Genomic DNA, 20,523 nt, shown 5'->3' on the forward strand with positions numbered 1-20,523 from the left:
TCATGGCCGGCCAGTGGTTTGAAACCGTCGCCATCGCGCAGCAGCGCGCGAAGCGGCGGCTGCCGAAATCCGTTTACTCGGCGCTGCTTGCGGGCAGCGAAAAGGGAGTCACCGTCTCCGATAACGTCGCGGCGTTTGGTGAACTCGGATTCGCCCCGCACGTCGTGGGCGCGCAGGAAAAGCGCGACCTATCGACTACCGTGATGGGACAAGATATTTCGATGCCGGTGCTGATTTCGCCAACCGGTGTCCAGGCGGTCGATCCGGACGGTGAGGTCGCGGTCGCGCGGGCTGCGGCGGCGCGGGGAACGGCGATGGGCCTGTCCTCTTTCGCCAGCAAACCGATCGAGGAGGTCATCGCCGCCAATCCCAAGATCTTCTTCCAGGTGTACTGGCTGGGCGGGCGCGACGCGATCGCCGAGCGGGTGGAACGGGCGCGCCAGGCCGGTGCGGTCGGTTTGATCGTCACCACCGACTGGTCGTTCTCCCACGGGCGCGACTGGGGTAGTCCCCAGATTCCCGAAGCGATGAACCTGCGGACCGTCCTGCGGCAGTCTCCGGAAGCGGTGTTCAAGCCACGCTGGCTGTGGAAATACGGCAAGACACTGCGCCCGCCGGATTTGCGGGTGCCCAACCAGGGTCGCCGCGGTGAATCCGGTCCGCCTTTTTTTGCGGCCTACGGCGAGTGGATGGGTACGCCGCCCCCGACGTGGGAGGACATCGCCTGGCTACGCGAGCTGTGGGGCGGCCCCTTCATGCTCAAGGGCGTGATGCGTGTCGATGACGCGAAAAGGGCTGTGGATGCCGGTGTTTCGGCGATTTCGGTGTCGAACCACGGTGGTAACAACCTCGACGGCACGCCGGCCTCCATCCGCGCCCTGCCCGCGGTGGCCGCCGCGGTCGGCGATGAGGTCGAGGTGCTGCTCGATGGTGGCATCCGCCGCGGCAGCGACGTCGTCAAGGCCGTGGCGCTCGGGGCGCGCGCGGTGATGATCGGCCGCGCCTACCTGTGGGGCCTCGCTGCGGCCGGCCAGGCGGGCGTGGAGAACGTGCTCGACATCCTGCGCGGGGGCATCGACTCGGCGCTGATGGGTCTGGGCCATGCCAGCGTCCACGACCTCGGCCCGGAGGACATCCTGGTGCCGGCCGGCTTCACCCGGGCGCTGGGTGTCCCGTCCGGCGGGGCCGACTGATCGGCTAATCACCGATATCCCGGGCAGATTTACCCGGAATGCTCGGCGGCCCTAAAACGGTGGTACACGCGTGGTATCCGTGACGAACGAGCACAAATTTCGAACCCCTGATGAACCAGTCAGAAAAAAAATGTTTTCTCCGAACAACAATTGGTGCACGCCAGGTGAATTCGTCCTACCATCACCGAGTGCCCGTACTCGGCGAATTGGCAATGGCGACGTCAAGCCAGCTATCGGGCACCTCGCCGTCGATATTGATCCCGCTGGGGTCGACCGAACAGCACGGCCCGCATCTGCCGTTGGACACCGACACCCGGATCGCCACCGCGGTCGCCCGTGGGGCTCGGGCCGGTCTCGAAGCGCGCCTCAAGCGCGAGTGGTTGCTGGCGCCGGCCATCGCCTACGGCGCCAGCGGCGAGCACCAGAGTTTCGCCGGAACGATCTCCATCGGCACCGAAGCCCTGACGATGCTGCTCGTCGAGTACGGCCGGTCGGCCGCTAGCTGGGCCAACCGCCTCGTCTTCGTCAACGGCCACGGCGGCAACGTCGCCGCGCTGACCGCGGCGGTGTCGCGGCTGCGGGCCGAGGGCCGCGACGCCGGCTGGTGCCCATGCCTGGCCGACGGCGGCGATGCCCACGCCGGGCACACCGAAACATCGATGTTGCTGCACATCTCGCCCGGAGACGTACTGACCGACCGGTGGCTCGCCGGCAACCGGGCGCCGCTGCCGGAATTACTCCCGTCGATGCGGCGCGGGGGAGTCGCGGCGGTCAGCCCCGTGGGCGTGCTGGGGGACCCGACAACCGCGACGGCCGCCGAGGGCAAGCGCATCCTCGCCGAGATGGTCGACGGCTGTGTCCGGCGAGTGGCCCGGTGGTCGCCCGGGCACGACGGGATGCTTACATGACGGCGGCCCGGCTGCCGGATGGCTTCGCCGTCCAGGTCGACCGGCGGGTGCGGGTGCTCGGTGATGGCTCTGCGCTGCTCGGTGGTTCGCCGACCCGGCTGCTGAAGCTGGCGCCGGCCGCCCAGGACATGCTGTGCGACGGCCGGCTGAAGGTTCGCGACGACGTCAGTGCCCAGCTGGCCCGCACCCTGCTGGACGCCACGGTGGCGCATCCGCGGCCGGCGGGCGGCCCGTCGCACAACGACGTCACCGTGGTAATTCCGGTGCGCAACAACCTTTCCGGGGTTCGCCGCTTGGTGAGCTCACTGCGCGGCCTGCGGGTCATCGTGGTGGACGACGGTTCGTTCCCGCCGATCGAGCCGGACGATTTCATCGGCGCGCACTGCGACGTCGAAGTATTGCGGCACTCCCGCTCCAGGGGCCCGGCCGCCGCCCGCAACACCGGGTTGGCCGCCTGCAGCACCGACTACGTCGCGTTTCTGGATTCCGACGTCGCGCCGCGGCGCGGCTGGCTGGAGGCGCTGCTCGGGCATTTCTGCGATCCCACCGTCGCCCTGTCCGCGCCGCGCATCGTCGGCTTGTCGCCCAGTGAAAATGTGGTGGCCCGCTACGAGGCGGTGCACTCGTCGCTCGACCTCGGCGAGCGCGAGGCGCCCGTGCTGCCCCACAGCCAGGTGTCCTACGTGCCCAGCGCGGCGATCATCTGTCGGTGCTCCGCCCTCCGCAGTGTCGGCGGGTTCGACGAGACCCTGCAATCCGGTGAGGATGTCGACCTGTGCTGGCGGCTCATCGAGTCCGGCGCCCGGCTGCGCTACGAACCCATCGCGGTGGTCGCTCACGACCACCGCACCGAACTGCGGGATTGGCTCGCGCGCAAGGCGTTCTATGGCGGATCGGCGGCCCCGCTCTCGGTTCGCCACCCGGACAAGACGGCCCCGGTGGTGATCTCCGGCTGGGCGCTGATGACCTGGATCCTGATGGCGTTCGGGACCAGCCTGTCCCAACTGGCGTCCGTCGTCGTCGCCGTCCTGACTGGTCGCAGGATCGCCAGGGCGATGCGCGGCGCCGAGACGTCCATCGCCGACGTGGCGATGATCGCGACCCGTGGCCTGTGGTCGGCGGCGCTGCAGCTGGCGTCGGCCCTGTGTCGGCACTATTGGCCGGTGGCGCTGCTTGCCGCCACGCTGTCGCGACATTTCCGACGCGTCGTGCTGGTCGCGGCGATCATGGACGGCGTGGTGGACTGGCTGCGACGCCGCGACGCCGTCGGCGACGATGCCGAACCGATCGGCCTGCTGACCTATCTCTTGCTCAAGCGGGTCGACGACCTGGCGTACGGCCTCGGGTTGTGGTGGGGTGTGGTGCGGGAGCGCAACCTGCGGGCGCTGAAACCCCAGATTCGGAGCTAGCCGCCACCTTGACCCGCCCTTGAGTAAGGCCGCCCCGCACAGCGACGTGCTGATCGTCGGTGCCGGTAGCGCTGGATCGGTTGTCGCCGAACGTCTTTCTGCCGAGCCGGGCTGTGTGGTGGCCGTCCTCGAGGCGGGGCCGGCCCTCGATGATCCGGGATTGCTCGCACAAACCGCGAACGGGTTGCAGCTGCCGATCGGGGTCGGCAGCCCGCTGGTGCGCCGTTATCAGACGAGCCTGACCGATCGACCCATGCGCGCGCATCCGATCGTGCGCGGGGCGACCGTCGGCGGCTCGGGCGCAATCAATGGCGGCTACTTCTGCCGCGGATTGCCGCGCGACTTCGACCGGTTATCGCTACCCGGATGGGCCTGGTCCGACGTCCTCGAGAGCTTCCGCGCCATCGAGACCGACCTGGACTTCAGCGGGCCGGCCCATGGCGACAGCGGTCCCATCCGGGTCCGTCGTACCCACGAAATGACGGGAACCACCGAGCGTTTCATCACCGCCGCGCAGCGCGCCGGGTTCGACTGGATCGAAGATCTCAATGACTGTGGGCCGGAACTGGTTTCGGGAATGGGCGCCGTCCCGCTCAACATCGTGGACGGTGTGCGTACCGGATCCGGCGCGGGATTTCTGCTGCCGGCGCTGCGCCGGCCGAACCTGACATTGCACTCCCGGACGCGCGCCGCGCGGTTGCGCTTCGCCGGCACCGCCGCCGCGGGTGTCGACGTGATCGGCCCGCACGGCCGCTTGACGCTGACCGCAGACCGGATCGTGTTGTGTGCCGGTGCCATCCAAACGGCACAGCTGCTGATGCTCTCCGGCATCGGAGCCGAGGAGGGACTGCGCTCCGTCGGCGTACCCGTGGTGAAGCCGTTGCCGGTGGGGGCGTCGTTCAGCGATCACCCCGAGTGGGTGTTGCCCACCGATTGGACGGTGGCTCCCGGCCGGCCTGTGCTCGAAGTCGTGCTCAGCACCGCCGATGGCCTCGAGATCAGACCCTACACAGGGGGATTCGTCGCGATGACCGGGGACGGCACCGCCGGTCATGCGGACTGGCCGCACATCGGGGTTGCGCTCATGCGGCCGCGCGCGCGGGGGCGCATTACGCTGGCGTCGGCGGACCCCGAGGCGGCGCCCCGCATCGAGCACCGTTACGACAGCGAGCCCGAGGACGTCGCGGCGCTACGCCAAGGCGCCGAACTGGCCCGCGAATTGGCGCGTACCGCAACGCATGTCGGTGAGCCCGTATGGTCCACGTCGCAACATCTCTGCGGCACAGCGCCGATGGGCGCCGATAACGACCCGCGGGCCGTCGTCGACCATCGCTGCCGGGTGCACGGCATCGACAACCTTTGGGTGATCGACGGCTCGATCCTGCCCGCCATCACCAGCCGGGGGCCGCACGCCACCGTGGTCATGATCGGTCATCGGGCCGCCGAATTCGTTCGGTGATGCGGACAGAGCGTGAGGGCGGGCCTCAAGGGTGAGGCATGAGGCCCGCCCCGCGAGCGGCGATTGTTCATGCGGTCCACGTAGACGGCCACGGCAAGTGGCAGTGCGCGCGCGAGTGGTGCTTCCCGCGAAAATACGTCGCAATATCCGTGGACTGCACGGTCGCCATTTCACTGTTCGATTGCCCGTGCTTGTCTCTTTTCGGTTACCTCCCTTCGCCGATGCGTGAAACATGTCGGCAGGCCGGAGGTGAACGCTGCCGGGCCCAGATCAGGGAGACCAGCCAGCGAGCCCGCCGCGCGAGGGTGTGCGCCGCGCGTCCGGCGCGCGTCGACTCGGTGGACACCAGGGTGCTCGTCTGGCGCCGGCAGCGCCGCACCGTGGGAAACTCACAGCTGGGGTGCCGAGCCGGCTCGCTCCCTCGCCTCAGGCGTATCCATTCGGCCTCCACGATCGCCGCCGCCTCACGCATCACCGGGCATACCGGCTCGACCACGCTCGTAACACCCATCAACACCACATCCACCTCGCCTCGCAGAGATGATCTGTATCTGTCGATATACATCTGGTGATACCAGAACCGGCAGAGGTTTTCAAGCATTGAACCCGCTGTCGGACAACAGTATTGGACGAAGCGGTGCTGGCCTGGCGGCGTGTCAGCGACGGCGGCCGGACAGCATCCCGCGCACCGGCCGAAGCTGCCGGCCGTCGCGGCCCGGCGCCCAAACCGCGATCAGCAGCGCGGCGGCGGCGACGATCACGGCCATCGTGATCGTCGACGCGTGCAAGGCCGCGAGGAACGCGCCCTTACTGATGTCGGCCAGCTGGTGGCCCTGGGGCCCCATCCGGCCTGCCACCTCGACGGCTTTGGCCAGCGAATCGGTGGCCGGCCCCCGGACGGGCCCGGGAAAGTCCGCCAACTTCGGGGCGAGCTCGTGCGAATAGCGGCCGGCCAGAATCGAACCGGCCACCGCGATTCCCAACGCGCCGCCCATCTCCCGGGACGTATCGTTCACCGCGGAGGCGACGCCCTGCTTCTCGTCGGGCACCGCTCCCATGATCGCCGATGTCGTCGGCGCCGTGCAGATTCCGATGCCGGTTGCCAGTATCAGTGTGGGCCAGGCGAATTCCAGATAGGAAGAGTGCAGGTTCAACCGGTACATGCACGCGAATCCGACCGCCATCAGCAGCGTGCCGATGAAGAGCACGAGCCGCAGGCCCAGCTTGGGCACGTACCAGAACGACAGCGCCGAGAAGATGCCCAGCGGCACCATGAACGGGCCGAACGAGATTGCCGTCGCCAGGGCCGAGTAGCCCATGATCTGTTGCACGTATTGCATGCCGATGTAGAAGAACCCGAACGTGGCGCCGAACAGGATGACGATCGCGGCGACGCCGGTGGCGAAATTCGGGTCGGCGAACAACCGGACGTCCAGCAGGGGTTGCCTGCTGCGCCGCGCGAGACGCAGCTCGACGGCACCGAACGCCGCCGCGAGCACCGCGCCCGCGACGAGCCCGCCCCAGACCAGGGGGTTGCTCCATCCGCGGGTCGGCGCCTCCAGGATCGCTGCCACGGCGATCGCCACCGCGGCGCCGATCAGGACCGCGCCCAGCCCATCGATCCGCGGGGCGCCGCCGTCGCGGGACGAGGCGACGGTGCACGCTAGCGCGAAGATCACCAGCCCGGCGGCGCCGAGTGACCAGAAGATCGCGTGCCAGTCCCAAAAGCGAAGCAGCAAACCGGAACCAATCATGCCCAGCACGCCGCCGGATCCGGCCGTGCCGGCCCAGATCCCGACCGCCTTGGTGCGCTCGGCCTTCGGATAGGCCACGCTCAGCAGCGACAGCGTTGCCGGCATCACGAAGGCGGCGCCGATCCCGGCCACCGCGCGGCCGGCGATGATCTGCGCCGGACTGTGCATCATCGCCGGAGCCATCGAGCCCACCGAGAAGACCACCAAGCCGATCAGCAGGGCGCCGCGTCTGCCGTAGCGGTCGCCGATCGCGCCCGCGGGCAACAGCAGGCAGGCCAGGGCCACGGTGTATCCGTCGACGATCCAGTTCAGCTGCGACTGGGTGGCCGAGGTAGCCACCGCCAGGTCTCCCAGCGCGGTGTTCAGCGCCGTCATCGACGCGACAACCAGGGCGACTCCCATGCAGGCGACGGCCAGCGTCCAGTTTCTCGCTCGGAGACTATTGCCGATGCTGACTGCATCAGTACGCTGGTCAGGCCGGACCAGGGTTTCGACCATGATGCGCCTCCTCACGGTGGCGTTGGGAAGTTTCGAGACCGATAGTCTTGTAGGTAGACCGATAGTCTCGTTCCCAAACAGGGAGGTGGGTCACAATCACCGGCAGTACCAGCGACCCCCGCCCAGCGCGCTCGCGGGCCCGTTTGCTCGAGGCCGCCGCCACGCTGCTGAGTTCCGGTGGGCCCAGCGCGGTGACCGTCGACGCGGTCACCCGTACCGCCAACGTCGCGAGAGCCACGTTGTATCGCCATTTCCCGAGCGGAAACGATTTGCTGGCAGCGGCTTTCAACAGCCTCATCCCGCCGTCGCCCACGCCGCCGGCCGAGGGTTCGCTGCGCGACCGCCTGGTTGCGGTGGTGTTGGCGCAGGCCGAGTCGGTGGCCCAGGCGCCCGTCGTCATGACGGCGATGTCGTGGCTGGCCCTGGGCCGCGACCTGGACGAGATGCCGGAACCCCGGGACAGCCAGGCGGTGGACAGCGCGGCGATCACCACGCTGCGCGAGCGCATCGCCCAGCAGTACGCCGCCCCGTTCGACGCCATCTTCGACAGCCCGGAGGCCGACGAGCTCGGCGAGGTGGACCGCTCCCGGGCCATCGCGCTGCTCATCGGCCCCCTGGTGCTGGGGCGCCTTTCCACGCTTCCCGACTTCGATTACCGCGAGTGCGCGCTCGCGGCCGTCGACGGTTTCCTCTATGTTCAGCGCGCACACAACCGGGCCGGCGCGGCGAGCGTCGAATCGGCGGGTGCCTGAGGCCGGCGACGGCCGCTGACCAGCGGGTTGACCGCCCGGCGGGGCCGGGCCGGCGGCGTTCGGCCGGGATTTGGCCAAACCCATGATCTAGGGCATACTGTTCAGGTTGCCTTGGGCCGGGTTTGCGCCTGGTCGGGCATACGACCAGCGCCCAAACGGGCGCGTCCGGTCCCATCCTTGGAGCGCGACAAATTTTGTCGCGGTCCAGGCTGCGTGAGGGTGACACACCCGACCGCGGGGGCCGGTGGACCACGACAGGTAAACAGCGGCGCAGTATCCGGCGCGACGCTCGATCGGCCCAGGGTGACCCGGGCTCGATCAGCGCGCTGGGAGCACCAGGTCCGGACACGGATTTTTGTAAGTGGAGTGAGGGTAGGAGAAGCGTGGCGGGACAAAAGATCCGCATCAGGCTCAAGGCCTACGACCATGAGGCCATCGACGCATCGGCGCGCAAAATCGTCGAGACCGTCGTCCGCACGGGTGCCAGTGTCGTAGGTCCGGTGCCGCTGCCGACTGAGAAGAACGTGTACTGCGTCATTCGCTCTCCGCATAAGTACAAGGACTCGCGGGAGCACTTCGAGATGCGTACTCACAAGCGGTTGATCGACATCCTCGACCCGACGCCGAAGACCGTCGACGCGCTGATGCGCATCGACCTTCCGGCCAGTGTCGACGTCAACATCCAGTAGGGGCTTGGTGAACTCATGGCAAGAAAAGGCATTCTGGGTACCAAGCTGGGCATGACGCAGGTGTTCGACGAGAACAACCGGGTCGTCCCGGTGACGGTGGTCAAAGCGGGGCCCAACGTGGTCACCCGCATCCGCACACCCGAGCGCGACGGCTACAGTGCCGTCCAGCTGGCCTACGGCGAGATCAGCCCCCGCAAGGTGAACAAGCCGGTGACCGGTCAGTACAGCGCCGCGGGCGTGAACCCGCGCCGGCACCTCGCCGAGTTGCGGCTGGATGACGAGGCCGCGACCAGCGAATACGAAGTCGGCCAGGAGCTGACGGCGGAGATCTTCGCCGACGGCGCCTATGTCGACGTGACCGGTACCTCCAAGGGCAAGGGCTTCGCCGGCACCATGAAGCGCCACGGCTTCCGCGGCCAGGGCGCCAGCCACGGTGCCCAGGCGGTGCACCGCCGTCCGGGTTCCATCGGCGGCTGCGCCACCCCCGCGCGCGTCTTCAAGGGCACCCGGATGGCCGGCCGGATGGGTAACGACCGGGTGACGGTGCAGAACCTGGTGGTGCACAAGGTTGATGCCGAGAACGGCGTGCTGCTGATCAAGGGTGCGGTCCCCGGCCGCACCGGTGGACTCGTGGTGGTCCGCAGCGCGATCAAACGAGGTGAGAAGTAATGGCGACTAAAGGCCAGACACTCAAGATTGACGTCAAGACGCCGGACGGCAAGGTCGACGGTTCGGTCGAATTGCCGGCCGAATTGTTCGACGCCCCGGCCAATATCGCGTTGATGCACCAGGTGGTCACCGCGCAGCGGGCGGCGGCGCGCCAGGGCACGCACTCGACCAAGACCCGCGGCGAGGTCAGCGGCGGTGGACGTAAGCCGTACCGGCAGAAGGGAACCGGTCGTGCCCGTCAGGGTTCGACGCGGGCCCCGCAGTTCACCGGCGGTGGCGTTGTGCACGGCCCGAAGCCGCGCGACTACTCCCAGCGCACCCCCAAGAAGATGATCGTCGCGGCGTTGCGCGGCGCGTTGTCGGACCGGGCGCGCAACGGCCGCATTCATGCGGTCACCGAGCTGGTGTCGGGCCAGACGCCGTCGACCAAGAACGCCAGGGTATTCCTGGGCACGCTGACCGACCGCAAGAAGGTGCTGATCGTGATCGGCCGCAGCGACGAGGCCGGCGCCAAGAGCGTGCGCAACCTGCCCGGTGTGCACATCCTGACGCCCGACCAGCTCAACACCTATGACGTGCTGCGCTCCGACGACGTGGTGTTCAGTGTTGAGGCGCTCAACGCCTACATCAGTGCCCAGGCGGGCGCCAACACCGCTAGCACCGAGGAGGTATCGGCGTAGATGGCGACCATCACCGACCCCCGCGACATCATCCTGGCCCCGGTCATCTCGGAAAAGTCCTACGGGCTTCTGGATGACAACGTGTACACCTTTGTGGTGCACCCCGATTCGAACAAGACGCAGATCAAGATCGCCATCGAGAAGATCTTCTCCGTCAAGGTCATATCGGTGAACACCGCGAATCGACAGGGCAAGCGCAAGCGCACCAGGACCGGATACGGCAAGCGCAAGGGCACCAAGCGCGCCATCGTCACGCTGGCGCCCGGTAGCAAGCCCATCGACCTGTTCGGGGCCCCGGCCTAGCCGCGCGCGAGAGAAAGACCTGATTAGACATGGCAATTCGTAAGTACAAGCCGACGAGCCCCGGCCGCCGCGGCTCCAGCGTTTCCGACTTCGCCGAGGTCACCCGCTCGGAGCCGGAGAAGTCGTTGGTGCGCCCGCTGCACGGCCACGGTGGCCGTAACGCACACGGCCGCATCACCACCCGCCACAAGGGCGGCGGCCACAAGCGGGCCTACCGGGTGATCGACTTCCGTCGCAACGACAAGGACGGCGTCAACGCCAAGGTCGCGCACATCGAGTACGACCCGAACCGGACCGCCAACATCGCGCTGCTGCACTTCCTGGACGGCGAGAAGCGTTACATCATCGCGCCGCAAGGCCTTTCGCAGGGGGACGTGGTGGAGTCGGGCGCGAACGCCGACATCAAGCCCGGCAACAACCTGCCGCTGCGCAACATCCCCGCCGGTACCGTGATCCACGCGGTGGAACTTCGGCCGGGCGGTGGCGCCAAGCTGGCGCGGTCCGCCGGCTCGAGCATCCAGTTGCTCGGTAAAGAGGGCACATACGCCTCGCTGCGTATGCCCAGCGGTGAAATCCGCCGCGTCGACGTGCGCTGCCGCGCCACGGTCGGCGAGGTGGGCAACGCCGAGCAGGCAAACATCAACTGGGGCAAGGCCGGCCGGATGCGGTGGAAGGGCAAGCGCCCTTCGGTCCGTGGTGTGGTCATGAACCCGGTGGACCACCCGCACGGTGGTGGTGAGGGTAAGACCTCCGGTGGTCGCCACCCGGTGAGCCCGTGGGGCAAGCCGGAGGGCCGCACCCGCCACCCGAACAAGGCCAGCAGCAAACTCATCGTCCGGCGCCGGCGCACCGGCAAGAAGCACGGTCGCTGAGGAAGTTCCGGGACTAGGAGTACAAGCACATGCCACGCAGCCTGAAGAAGGGCCCGTTCGTCGACGACCACCTCCTCAAGAAGGTGGACGTCCAGAACGAGAAGAACACCAAGCAGGTCATCAAGACCTGGTCTCGGCGTTCGACGATCATCCCGGACTTCATCGGTCACACCTTTGCCGTCCACGATGGACGCAAGCATGTCCCGGTGTTCGTCACCGAGTCGATGGTCGGTCACAAGCTTGGTGAATTCGCGCCGACGCGAACCTTCAAGGGGCACATCAAGGACGACCGGAAGGCCAAACGGCGATGACCACAACTGAATTCCCGTCGGCGGTCGCCAAGGCGCGGTTCGTGCGGGTCTCACCGACAAAGGCACGCCGGGTGATCGACCTGGTGCGGGGCCGGTCGGTGGCCGACGCGCTCGACATCCTGCGCTGGGCGCCCCAGGCGGCCAGCGAGCCGGTAGCCAAGGTGATCGCGAGCGCCGCGGCGAACGCGCAGAACAACAACGGGCTGGACCCGGCCACCCTGGTGGTCGCCACGGTGTATGCCGACGAGGGCCCGACCGCCAAGCGCATTCGCCCGCGCGCTCAGGGTCGCGCGTTCCGGATCCGCAAGCGCACCAGCCACATCACGGTCGTGGTGGAGAGCCGGCCGGCCAAGGACCAACGTTCGGCGAAGTCGACGAGGGCCCGCCGCGCGGAGGCCAGCAAGGCCGCGGCGAAGGCGCCCGCGAAGAAGGCCGCCACCAAGGCGCCCGCCAAGAAGGCACCTGCGAAGAAGGCTGCGGCGAAAACCGCCGAGGCGAAGACTTCTAAGGCAACTGCTGAGACCTCGGAAGCGAAGGGAGGCTCAGACTAGTGGGCCAGAAGATCAATCCGCACGGCTTCCGGCTGGGTATCACCACCGACTGGAAGTCCCGCTGGTACGCCGACAAGCAGTACGCGGACTACGTCAAAGAAGACGTCGCGATCCGCAAGCTGCTGTCGACCGGGCTGGAGCGCGCCGGCATCGCCGACGTGGAGATCGAGCGCACCCGCGACCGGGTGCGCGTCGACATCCACACCGCGCGCCCCGGCATCGTCATCGGCCGTCGCGGCACCGAGGCCGACCGCATCCGTGCGGACCTGGAGAAGCTGACCGGCAAGCAGGTTCAGCTCAACATCCTCGAAGTCCGCAACCCCGAGTCCCAGGCGCAATTGGTGGCCCAGGGCGTCGCCGAGCAGCTGAGCAACCGGGTGGCGTTCCGCCGTGCGATGCGTAAGGCCATCCAGTCGGCGATGCGTCAGCCCAACGTCAAGGGCATCCGGGTGCAGTGCTCGGGTCGCTTGGGCGGTGCGGAGATGAGCCGCTCGGAGTTCTACCGCGAGGGGCGGGTGCCGCTGCACACGCTGCGCGCCGACATCGACTACGGCCTGTACGAGGCCAAGACCACCTTCGGCCGGATCGGTGTGAAGGTGTGGATCTACAAGGGCGACATCGTCGGCGGGAAACGCGAACCGGCCGTAGCCGCTCCGGCGGGCGCCGACCGTCCGCGCCGCGAGCGTCCGTCGGGCACGCGCCCCCGGCGCAGCGGTGCGTCGGGCACCACGGCGACCAGCACCGAGGCCGGCCGGGCCGCCGCGGGCGCCGAAGAAAGCACTGCGGCCGCAGCGGCCGAGGCCGCGCCCGCCGCAGAACCGGAGAGCACGGAGAGCTGAATCATGTTGATTCCCCGCAGGGTTAAACACCGTAAGCAGCACCACCCCCGCCAGCGCGGCATCGCCAGCGGCGGCACGGCGGTGAACTTCGGTGACTACGGCATCCAGGCCCTGGAGCACGCCTACGTCACCAACCGGCAGATCGAGTCCGCGCGTATCGCGATCAACCGCCACATCAAGCGTGGCGGGAAGGTGTGGATCAACGTCTTCCCGGACCGCCCGCTGACCAAGAAGCCCGCCGAAACCCGGATGGGTTCGGGTAAGGGCTCGCCGGAATGGTGGGTGGTCAACGTCAAGCCGGGCCGCGTGCTGTTCGAGCTGAGCTACCCCAACGAGCAGGTGGCCCGGGAGGCCCTTACCCGTGCAATCCACAAGCTGCCGATCAAGGCACGCATCGTGACCCGAGAGGATCAGTTCTGATGGCAGTGGGAATTTCGCCTGGCGAACTGCGTGAGCTCACCGACGAGGAGCTGACCGAGCGTCTGCGCGAATCCAAGGAAGAGCTGTTCAACCTGCGTTTCCAGATGGCGACGGGGCAGCTGTCCAACAACCGCCGGCTGCGCGCGGTGCGGCAGGAGATCGCGCGCGTGTACACCGTGCTGCGCGAACGAGAACTGGGCCTGGCTTCCGGGCCCGACGGTAAGGAATCCTGATGGCAGAAGCGAAGAAGGCGGCCCCGAAGGCGGCTCCTAAGGCGGCCGCAAAGGACGCACCCTCGAAAGAGAAGGGCCCCCAGCACACTCCGGCCAACCCGAAGGTGCGTGGCCGGCGTAAGGTCCGCATCGGTTACGTGGTGAGCGACAAGATGCAGAAGACCATCGTGGTCGAGCTGGAAGACCGCGTGCGTCACCCGCTGTACGGCAAGATCATCCGTACCACCAAGAAGGTGAAGGCGCACGACGAGAACAGCACCGCGGGCATCGGCGACCGCGTCTCGCTGATGGAGACGCGTCCGACGTCGGCGACCAAACGGTGGCGGCTCGTCGAAATACTCGAGAAGGCCAAGTAGCCCCCAAGGAACATCAGAACGCCCGAGACTTTAGGGTCTTGGGCGTTTTGCTTTGCCGGGTGGGGGCACCGCTCGCTTGCGGGCGAGACGCCGCCGAAAAAAGATCGTAATTCTCGCAGTGGCGCTACGCTCGGCGCATGTCGACTGACTCCCGTGACTTCCAAGGCAAGATCGAGCTAGATATCCGGGACTCCGAGCCCGACTGGGGCCCATACGCCGCGCCGACCGCACCGGAGAACTCGCCGAACATCCTGTACCTGGTCTGGGACGACACCGGCATCGCGACGTGGGACTGTTTCGGCGGCCTGGTCGAGATGCCCGCCATGACCCGCATCGCCGAGCGTGGTGTGCGGCTGTCGCAATTTCACACCACCGCGCTGTGCTCGCCGACCCGGGCCTCGCTGCTGACCGGCCGCAACGCCACCACCGTCGGCATGGCCACGATCGAGGAGTTCACCGACGCGTTCCCGAATGCCAACGGCCGGATCCCGTTCGATACCGCGCTGCTCTCCGAAGTGCTCACCGAGCGCGGCTACAACACGTACTGCATCGGCAAGTGGCACCTGACGCCGCTCGAAGAGTCCAATCTGGCTTCGACGAAACGACATTGGCCGACCTCGCGCGGCTTCGAACGGTTCTACGGTTTCCTGGGCGGCGAGACCGACCAGTGGTATCCCGACCTGATGTACGACAACCATCCGGTCAACCCGCCGGGCACGCCCGAGGACGGCTATCACCTCTCGAAGGACATCGCCGACAAGACCATCGAATTCATCCGCGACGCCAAGGTGATCGCGCCGGACAAGCCGTGGTTCAGCTACGTGTGCCCGGGCGCCGGGCACGCGCCGCACCACGTCTTCTCCGAATGGGCGGACCGCTACGCCGGCCGCTTCGACATGGGCTACGAGGCCTACCGCGAGATCGTGCTGGAAAACCAGAAGTCGATGGGCATCGTGCCGCCGGACACCGAACTCTCTCCGGTCAACCCGTACCTGGACGTCAAGGGGCCGCAGGGCGAGCCCTGGCCGCTGCAGGACACGGTGCGGCCGTGGGATTCACTGAACGCCGACGAGAAGAAGCTGTTCTCCCGGATGGCCGAGGTGTTCGCCGGCTTCCTCAGCTACACCGACGCCCAAATCGGCCGGATCCTGGACTATTTGGAGGAATCCGGTCAAATGGACAACACCCTCATCGTGGTGATTTCCGACAACGGCGCCAGCGGGGAGGGCGGCCCGAACGGATCGGTCAACGAGGGCAAGTTCTTCAACGGCTACATCGACACCGTCGAAGAGAGCATGAAGCTGTTCGACCACCTCGGCGGCCCGGAGACCTACAACCATTACCCGATCGGCTGGGCGATGGCCTTCAACACCCCGTACAAGCTGTACAAGCGGTACGCGTCGCACGAGGGCGGCATCGCCGACACGGCGATCATCTCGTGGCCCAATGGTGTTGCCGCACATGGGGAGATCCGCGACAACTACGTCAACGTCTGCGACATCACGCCCACGGTCTACGACCTGCTGGGCATGACGCCCCCCGACACCGTCCGGGGCATCGCGCAGAAGCCATTGGATGGCGTGAGTTTCAAAGCGGCCCTTGCTGATCCGGCCGCCGACACCGGAAAGCAGACCCAGTTCTACTCCATGCTGGGCACCCGCGGGATTTGGCATCAGGGTTGGTTCGCCAACACCGTCCATGCGGCCACGCCGGCCGGCTGGTCGCACTTCGACGACGACCGCTGGGAGCTGTTCCACATCGACGCCGACCGCAGCCAGTGCCACGACCTGGCCGCCGAGCACCCGGACAAGCTCGAAGAACTCAAGGCGCTGTGGTACTCCGAAGCCGCCAAGTACAACGGGTTGCCGCTCTCGGACCTGAACATCCTCGAGACGATGACGCGGTTCCGCCCGTATCTCGGCGGTGACCGGTCCAGCTACGTCTACTACCCCGACTGCGCGGACGTGAGCAGCGGCGCCGCCGCCGAAATCCGCGGCAGGTCGTTCGCGGTGCTGGCCGAGGTGAGCGTGGATACCACCGGCGCGGAAGGGGTGCTGTTCAAGCAGGGCGGCGCCCACGGCGGGCACGTGCTGTTCATCCAGGATGGGCGCCTGCATTACGTCTACAACTTCCTGGGCGAACGGCAGCAGACGGTCTCCTCATCGGGCGCGGTGCCGCTCGGCAGGCACCTGCTCGGCGTGAACTATTCGCGGACCGGAACCGTGCCGAACAGCCACACGCCGCTCGGCGACGTCACGTTGTTCATCGACGACGAAGTGGTCGGCACGCTCGCGGACGTGCAGACCCAGCCCGGAACGTTCGGGATCGCGGGTGCCGGGATCACCGTCGGCCGCAACGGCGGCTCGGGAGTGTGCAGCCGCTACAAAGCGCCGTTCTCATTCACCGGGGGCACCATCGCGCAGGTCACCGTCGACCTGTCCGGCCGGCCCTATGTAGACGTGGAAGCTGAAATTGCGCTTGCGTTTTCGCGCGACTGAAGCCCTGGCGCTGTGCTTGTTGGCGCTCGCTGCGGTGGGATGTGAGACGACCACCGGCGGAACGGCCATCGGTGGCACCGCCGCGTCGACGTCGGCCACCACGCGAGTTTCCGACCCGGCCGAGCCGGTGCCCGGCATCGAAACCACGCTGCCCGACCACATTCCGCCCAATGCCTTGGTGTGCTTCCCGCCGCCCGCCAGCGGCTCCATGACCAAGGCATCGGTGGCGGACCCGGTGGCGCCCGTGCTTACGGTCCCGTTGCCCGACGGCTGGAATGCGGCCCCCGGCACGGGCGACGTGGCGTTGAGGTCGACCGGCCCCGACGGCATGTCGGTGCGCGTGACCATCGCCCGCACCGACCTCGACCCCGGTGGCGCGTTCCTGCGTTACGCCACCGACTTGGGCACGGCGACCCCGGGGGCCAAGGTCACCGTCACGGCGGCCCAATTCTGCGGTTACAGCAGCCAGCTGCTCAGCGGGACCAACGGAGGGGCCGGAGCAAACGAGTTCGCCGACCGCATCACCCACATCTGGACCAACACCCAGGCGTACCTGGTCGCCATCCATCTGGAGGGGCCCGGCAAAGCGCCCGGTTTCGAAGCGGCAAAATCGACGGTAATGCAGCAATTCGCCGTCATTATCCCCTGAAATTTGCCGTTGTCCCTGTTAGCATTTGGCCGGTGATGCCTCAATGACCGCCGGGACTCCGGCGCCTCCCGCGCCGCCGGCGCCCGCCAACCACCGGGGTCGGCAAATTGCCATCGCTTTTGGAATCGTCGCCTCCATCATTGTCATCTACGCTCTTTCGCTGATCGCTGTGCACCTGCTGGCAAAGTCGGCGCCCGCGCTCCCCTCGGTGGATTTGAGCAAGGTGGAGGCTGAAGACAGCGTCGTTCAGGTACGGCTGGAGAAGCTGGATACCGTCGCGAACCGCTTGACGGTGAATGTGACCGTCTACCCCAAGGATTCGTTGTACGACAAGAACTTCGGGGTGCTGACCACCGACGCCGCAGTGCGCCTGTATCCCGACAACGACCTCGGCGACCTGCAATACCCGGTCGGAAAATCGCCGGCCCAGGTCAGCACGACCATCGTCGCGCACGGCGATCCCGCCAACTGGCCGTTCGACACGTACAAGACCGAGGTCATCGCCGCAGACGTGTTCACCGGTACCGGCGCCAGCCGCGAAAAGGCACCTGCCCGCGTCGAGGCGACCGGAAAGTTGGACGGCTGGGACGCCACCGTCACCCGCGTCCACGACCCCGAGGACGCCAACCCCGATGTGCAGGACGATCTGATCATCACGCTGCAACGGTCCAAGGGCGCGCTGATCTTTGACGTCGGCATCTGCCTGGTCCTCATCGCCCTGCCGGTGCTGGCATTGTGGGTGGCCATCCCGATGGCGTTGGGCCGGACCACCTTCCTGCCGCCGTTGGGAACCTGGTTCGCGGCGCTGCTGTTCGCCGTCGTCCCGCTGCGCAACTTCCTGCCAGGATCTCCACCGCCGGGTTCCTGGATCGACCAGGCCGTCGTGCTGTGGGTATTGATAGGGCTGGTTTCGGCGATGTCCCTGTTCATCGTCGCCTGGTGGCGATCCCGCGAGAAAAAGCCGCCGAAGAGGGCCTGACGCCTACTCCGGATTCGGTGCCTCCACCGAGCTGATCGCGTCGACGGCGCTCGAGACCCTGGCCTGGAAGTTGGGCGACAGCGGGATGTATCCGCTCTTCGCCAGCTCCACCTGGCCGGGTCCGATCGCCGCCTGCAGGAACGCCTTGACGGCCTTGGCGACGTCCAGCGTCGGGTACTTCGAGCAGACGATCTCGTAGGTGGCCAAGACGATCGGGTAGACGTCGGGCTGGGCGGGGTTGTAGAACGACGAGATGTCGAGCACCAGGTCGTTGCCGCTACCGACGATCTTGGCGCCGGTGATGGTCTTGCCGACGGTGTCGGTGCCGATCCGCACCGGCCGCAACGACCTGCGGCTCGCCGGGGTTTTGATCTCGGCGGCGTAAAGCCCTTGCTGCAGCGCGAAAGACAGCTCGTTGTAACTGATTGCGCCCTCGGTCGATTTCACCAGTGTCGCGGTGCCGTTGTTGCCGGTGGCGCCGGTGCCGACGCCGCCGTTGAACGCCTTGCCGGTGCCCTTGCTCCAGGCCCCGCCGGACGCGGCCTGCAGGTAGGACTGGAAGTTGTCTGTGGTCCCGGACGCGTCGCTGCGGTAGATGACACGAATCTCTTCGGCCGGCATCGATGCGTTGAGCGCGGTGAGCGCCGGGTCATCCCAGCGCGTGATGGTGCCGTCGAAGATCTTGGCTATCGTCGACGCGTCGAGCACCAAGGAGTCGACCGAGCCGAGGTTGTAGGTGATGGCCAGCGGGCCGAACACCACCGGCAGGTTCCACGCGTCGGCGCCGGCGCAGCGTTGTTTGGCCGCGGCATATTGGTCTCCGGACAGCGGCGTGTCCGATCCGCCGAAATCCGTTTTGCCGTCCAGGAAGTCGCCAATTCCGGCCCCCGATCCGTTCGCGGTGTAGTTGAGGGTCTGGCCGGCGCAGACCTTCCCGTAGGCGGCGACGAACTTCGTCATCGCGTTGGCCTGCGCGGTCGAACCGCTGGCCGTCAGAGCCTGCTTGCCGCCGCACTCCACCTTGGCGCCGGCGGCGTACGCCAGCATCGGGTGGGAATCGGTGCTGCATGCTGAGACCGCCACTGCCGCTGCAGCGAACAGGCTGATGGCGGCCGCCGGTGGATTGCGCTTCACGTTGGTTGGCTCCTGGGGACTACGGATTCGGCGCGGTCGACGTTGACGGCGGCTGACTCGGCGCGAGCAGGCGACGGTGCAGGTGAGGCCCGGCGGCGACGGCGAGCAGAGGGGCTTCGCCCCGTTTCGACACACGTCGAGACTTACCGTTATCCCAGCCGGCAAGCAAACAAACATCGGGTGAACTGATCCTTCGGCCAGGCGGAGTGCCGGTGTGCGCGACGAGCGGACGAATCGCCCTGGGAGGGATTCGCTGCCGGGCGGCCTGCCGCTGGCTATCTTGGTGCAACATGCCTGATAGAGATCGATATTCATTTTCCGGCTCGCGAGCACAGTAAGTTCGCTACCATCTGTCTCGTGCCGCCGAGGGCGGCGGATTGGTCAACCTCGACGAAGGCAGGAAGATGACCCATCACACGCCGCCGCAGCAGCAGCCCGCAACGCCCGCAACGCCTTCGCCTGGCACTGCGACGTTGGTGGCTCCCGAAACGTCGTCGCGCAAGCCCAGGCGGCGCCTCGTCATCGGTCTGGGTGCCCTGCTGGCCTTTGTTTCGGTCTATGCGTTATCTCTGTTCGGCTTCCACCTGCTGGCCAGTTCCGGGGCCCCACTCAAGCCGCCGGACCTGAACGCAACCGGTGATACCGTCGTGCTGGTCCGCCTCGAGAAGCTGGACACCATCGCCAATCGCCTGACGGTGAAAGTGCTTGTGATTCCAGAAGACTCGATGTTCGACAAACGCCTTGACGTGTTGAAGACCGACACCGCGGTCCGCATGGATCCGCCCAACGACCTGGGTGACCTTCAATACCCGGCGGGGAAGTCGCCGGCGCAGGTTGCCACCACGATCGAGGCGCACGGAAACCCCAACGACTGGCCGTTCGATTCGTACCGCACCGATACACTCTCGGCCGATGTCCTCGTTGGCCAAGGCGACGCCCGCCAATACATCCCCGCCCGGGTTGAGGTCACCGGCGCGTTGGATGGCTGGGACGTGAGCGTCCAGCGCGTCGGTGAAGCCAGCCAGGATTCAGACCGGCCGGACAACGTGGTCATCACGCTGCACCGGGCCAAGGGTCCGCTGATCTTCGACCTCGGCATCTGCCTTGTCCTCTTCGCCCTGCCGACCTTGGCGTTCGCGGTGGCCATCCAGATCGCCTTGGGCAGGCGCAAATTCGTGCCGCCCTTCGTGACGTGGTTCGCGGCGATGCTTTTCGCCGTCATACCCATCCGCAACTTCCTTCCCGGCTCGCCACCACCCGGGGCATGGATCGACCAGGCGCTGGTGATCTGGGTGCTGCTCGCGCTTGTCGGGGCGATGGGGTTGTACATGCTCACGTGGTATCGGCAATCCGACTGAGCCGCTCGT

Annotated in this window: 23 protein-coding genes; 20 read left to right on the top strand and 3 right to left on the bottom strand. The window is 67.1% G+C overall.

The window, feature by feature from the left end; genetic code table 11:
• Positions 1 to 2: 2 nt before the first annotated feature.
• From mftD to mftG, 4 genes are all read left to right on the top strand, one after another.
• Positions 3 to 1,193, top strand: coding sequence for a pre-mycofactocin synthase MftD (gene mftD / locus A5781_RS22025; RefSeq protein ID WP_067211909.1), 1,191 nt, complete (start codon positions 3 to 5; stop codon positions 1,191 to 1,193).
• Between the two features lie 164 nt (positions 1,194 to 1,357).
• Positions 1,358 to 2,101, top strand: a complete 744-nt coding sequence (gene mftE / locus A5781_RS22030) for a mycofactocin biosynthesis peptidyl-dipeptidase MftE (RefSeq protein WP_067211829.1) — start codon at positions 1,358 to 1,360, stop codon at positions 2,099 to 2,101.
• Positions 2,098 to 3,510, top strand: coding sequence for a mycofactocin biosynthesis glycosyltransferase MftF (mftF, locus tag A5781_RS22035; protein ID WP_067211832.1), 1,413 nt, complete (start codon positions 2,098 to 2,100; stop codon positions 3,508 to 3,510). The genes mftE and mftF overlap by 4 nt, the downstream gene beginning before the upstream one ends.
• Before the next feature lie 19 nt (positions 3,511 to 3,529).
• Complete coding sequence (mftG, locus tag A5781_RS22040) at positions 3,530 to 4,969, top strand: mycofactocin system GMC family oxidoreductase MftG (RefSeq protein ID WP_067211836.1); 1,440 nt, start codon at positions 3,530 to 3,532, stop codon at positions 4,967 to 4,969.
• A gap of 205 nt (positions 4,970 to 5,174) precedes the next feature.
• On the opposite strand, the gene A5781_RS22045 is transcribed toward mftG, so the two are convergent.
• Both A5781_RS22045 and A5781_RS22050 read right to left on the bottom strand, forming a co-directional pair.
• Positions 5,175 to 5,480, bottom strand: a complete 306-nt coding sequence (locus tag A5781_RS22045; RefSeq protein ID WP_156624940.1) for a hypothetical protein — start codon at positions 5,478 to 5,480, stop codon at positions 5,175 to 5,177.
• A gap of 145 nt (positions 5,481 to 5,625) precedes the next feature.
• Complete coding sequence (locus A5781_RS22050) at positions 5,626 to 7,125, bottom strand: MFS transporter (RefSeq protein ID WP_231990773.1); 1,500 nt, start codon at positions 7,123 to 7,125, stop codon at positions 5,626 to 5,628.
• Between the two features lie 239 nt (positions 7,126 to 7,364).
• Between A5781_RS22050 and A5781_RS22055 the strand changes: the two genes are divergently transcribed.
• The 15 genes from A5781_RS22055 (at position 7,365) to A5781_RS22125 (ending at position 18,022) form a co-directional block, all read left to right on the top strand.
• A complete protein-coding gene (locus A5781_RS22055; RefSeq protein ID WP_082939473.1) occupies positions 7,365 to 7,973 on the top strand; it encodes a TetR/AcrR family transcriptional regulator in 609 nt (202 codons plus the stop codon).
• A 383-nt stretch (positions 7,974 to 8,356) separates the two neighbouring features.
• Entirely contained in the window at positions 8,357 to 8,662 is a 306-nt protein-coding gene (rpsJ, locus tag A5781_RS22060) for a 30S ribosomal protein S10 (protein ID WP_003873519.1), read from the top strand.
• A gap of 15 nt (positions 8,663 to 8,677) precedes the next feature.
• Entirely contained in the window at positions 8,678 to 9,331 is a 654-nt protein-coding gene (gene rplC, locus A5781_RS22065) for a 50S ribosomal protein L3 (RefSeq protein WP_067211851.1), read from the top strand.
• Positions 9,331 to 10,011 (top strand): 50S ribosomal protein L4, encoded by a 681-nt coding sequence (gene rplD, locus A5781_RS22070; protein ID WP_067211854.1) that lies wholly within the window; start codon positions 9,331 to 9,333, stop codon positions 10,009 to 10,011. The genes rplC and rplD overlap by 1 nt, the downstream gene beginning before the upstream one ends.
• On the top strand, positions 10,012 to 10,314 hold the full coding sequence (rplW, locus tag A5781_RS22075) for a 50S ribosomal protein L23 (RefSeq protein ID WP_067211857.1): 303 nt from the start codon (positions 10,012 to 10,014) through the stop codon (positions 10,312 to 10,314).
• Between the two features lie 29 nt (positions 10,315 to 10,343).
• On the top strand, positions 10,344 to 11,186 hold the full coding sequence (rplB, locus tag A5781_RS22080; protein ID WP_067211861.1) for a 50S ribosomal protein L2: 843 nt from the start codon (positions 10,344 to 10,346) through the stop codon (positions 11,184 to 11,186).
• Between the two features lie 29 nt (positions 11,187 to 11,215).
• Positions 11,216 to 11,497 (top strand): 30S ribosomal protein S19, encoded by a 282-nt coding sequence (rpsS, locus tag A5781_RS22085; protein ID WP_006245110.1) that lies wholly within the window; start codon positions 11,216 to 11,218, stop codon positions 11,495 to 11,497.
• On the top strand, positions 11,494 to 12,048 hold the full coding sequence (gene rplV, locus A5781_RS22090) for a 50S ribosomal protein L22 (protein WP_066951918.1): 555 nt from the start codon (positions 11,494 to 11,496) through the stop codon (positions 12,046 to 12,048). Before rpsS ends, rplV begins: the two co-directional genes overlap by 4 nt.
• On the top strand, positions 12,048 to 12,887 hold the full coding sequence (gene rpsC, locus A5781_RS22095; RefSeq protein ID WP_067211864.1) for a 30S ribosomal protein S3: 840 nt from the start codon (positions 12,048 to 12,050) through the stop codon (positions 12,885 to 12,887). The genes rplV and rpsC overlap by 1 nt, the downstream gene beginning before the upstream one ends.
• A gap of 3 nt (positions 12,888 to 12,890) precedes the next feature.
• Positions 12,891 to 13,307 carry a 50S ribosomal protein L16 gene (gene rplP, locus A5781_RS22100; protein ID WP_067211869.1) on the top strand — a complete coding sequence of 139 codons (417 nt, stop codon included), beginning with the start codon at positions 12,891 to 12,893 and terminating at the stop codon, positions 13,305 to 13,307.
• Positions 13,307 to 13,540 carry a 50S ribosomal protein L29 gene (gene rpmC, locus A5781_RS22105; RefSeq protein ID WP_066951916.1) on the top strand — a complete coding sequence of 78 codons (234 nt, stop codon included), beginning with the start codon at positions 13,307 to 13,309 and terminating at the stop codon, positions 13,538 to 13,540. Before rplP ends, rpmC begins: the two co-directional genes overlap by 1 nt.
• A complete protein-coding gene (gene rpsQ, locus A5781_RS22110; RefSeq protein WP_369816424.1) occupies positions 13,537 to 13,896 on the top strand; it encodes a 30S ribosomal protein S17 in 360 nt (119 codons plus the stop codon). Before rpmC ends, rpsQ begins: the two co-directional genes overlap by 4 nt.
• Positions 13,897 to 14,033: 137 nt before the next feature.
• Positions 14,034 to 16,394 carry an arylsulfatase gene (locus A5781_RS22115; RefSeq protein WP_067211876.1) on the top strand — a complete coding sequence of 787 codons (2,361 nt, stop codon included), beginning with the start codon at positions 14,034 to 14,036 and terminating at the stop codon, positions 16,392 to 16,394.
• Positions 16,375 to 17,043, top strand: coding sequence for a hypothetical protein (locus A5781_RS25975; RefSeq protein WP_231990774.1), 669 nt, complete (start codon positions 16,375 to 16,377; stop codon positions 17,041 to 17,043). The genes A5781_RS22115 and A5781_RS25975 overlap by 20 nt, the downstream gene beginning before the upstream one ends.
• Before the next feature lie 43 nt (positions 17,044 to 17,086).
• The gene (locus tag A5781_RS22125; RefSeq protein WP_067211879.1) at positions 17,087 to 18,022 is read left to right on the top strand and encodes a DUF4436 domain-containing protein; all 936 of its coding nucleotides are present in this window, start codon (positions 17,087 to 17,089) and stop codon (positions 18,020 to 18,022) included.
• A gap of 3 nt (positions 18,023 to 18,025) precedes the next feature.
• Here A5781_RS22125 and pstS read toward each other — a convergent pair whose 3' ends face one another.
• Entirely contained in the window at positions 18,026 to 19,156 is a 1,131-nt protein-coding gene (gene pstS, locus A5781_RS22130) for a phosphate ABC transporter substrate-binding protein PstS (protein ID WP_067211882.1), read from the bottom strand.
• Between the two features lie 404 nt (positions 19,157 to 19,560).
• On the opposite strand from pstS, the gene A5781_RS22135 reads away from it, so the two are divergent.
• Positions 19,561 to 20,514 carry a DUF4436 domain-containing protein gene (locus tag A5781_RS22135; RefSeq protein WP_067211920.1) on the top strand — a complete coding sequence of 318 codons (954 nt, stop codon included), beginning with the start codon at positions 19,561 to 19,563 and terminating at the stop codon, positions 20,512 to 20,514.
• Positions 20,515 to 20,523 lie beyond the last annotated feature (9 nt).

Source organism: Mycobacterium sp. 852002-30065_SCH5024008, assembly GCF_001665645.1.
Classification (GTDB): Bacteria; Actinomycetota; Actinomycetes; order Mycobacteriales; family Mycobacteriaceae; genus Mycobacterium; species Mycobacterium paraffinicum.

Coding starts and splice junctions, on each gene's coding strand:
- rplW (WP_067211857.1), top strand. CDS start 10,012: ATGGCGACCATCACCGACCCCCGCGACATCATCCTGGCCCCGGTCATC.
- A5781_RS22125 (WP_067211879.1), top strand. CDS start 17,087: ATGACCGCCGGGACTCCGGCGCCTCCCGCGCCGCCGGCGCCCGCCAAC.
- rplB (WP_067211861.1), top strand. CDS start 10,344: ATGGCAATTCGTAAGTACAAGCCGACGAGCCCCGGCCGCCGCGGCTCC.
- rplP (WP_067211869.1), top strand. CDS start 12,891: ATGTTGATTCCCCGCAGGGTTAAACACCGTAAGCAGCACCACCCCCGC.
- A5781_RS22135 (WP_067211920.1), top strand. CDS start 19,561: ATGACCCATCACACGCCGCCGCAGCAGCAGCCCGCAACGCCCGCAACG.
- mftD (WP_067211909.1), top strand. CDS start 3: ATGGCCGGCCAGTGGTTTGAAACCGTCGCCATCGCGCAGCAGCGCGCG.
- rpsS (WP_006245110.1), top strand. CDS start 11,216: ATGCCACGCAGCCTGAAGAAGGGCCCGTTCGTCGACGACCACCTCCTC.
- rpmC (WP_066951916.1), top strand. CDS start 13,307: ATGGCAGTGGGAATTTCGCCTGGCGAACTGCGTGAGCTCACCGACGAG.
- A5781_RS22115 (WP_067211876.1), top strand. CDS start 14,034: ATGTCGACTGACTCCCGTGACTTCCAAGGCAAGATCGAGCTAGATATC.
- rplC (WP_067211851.1), top strand. CDS start 8,678: ATGGCAAGAAAAGGCATTCTGGGTACCAAGCTGGGCATGACGCAGGTG.
- rplV (WP_066951918.1), top strand. CDS start 11,494: ATGACCACAACTGAATTCCCGTCGGCGGTCGCCAAGGCGCGGTTCGTG.
- rplD (WP_067211854.1), top strand. CDS start 9,331: ATGGCGACTAAAGGCCAGACACTCAAGATTGACGTCAAGACGCCGGAC.
- mftF (WP_067211832.1), top strand. CDS start 2,098: ATGACGGCGGCCCGGCTGCCGGATGGCTTCGCCGTCCAGGTCGACCGG.
- A5781_RS22045 (WP_156624940.1), bottom strand. CDS start 5,480: ATGGGTGTTACGAGCGTGGTCGAGCCGGTATGCCCGGTGATGCGTGAG.
- A5781_RS22050 (WP_231990773.1), bottom strand. CDS start 7,125: ATGGGAGTCGCCCTGGTTGTCGCGTCGATGACGGCGCTGAACACCGCG.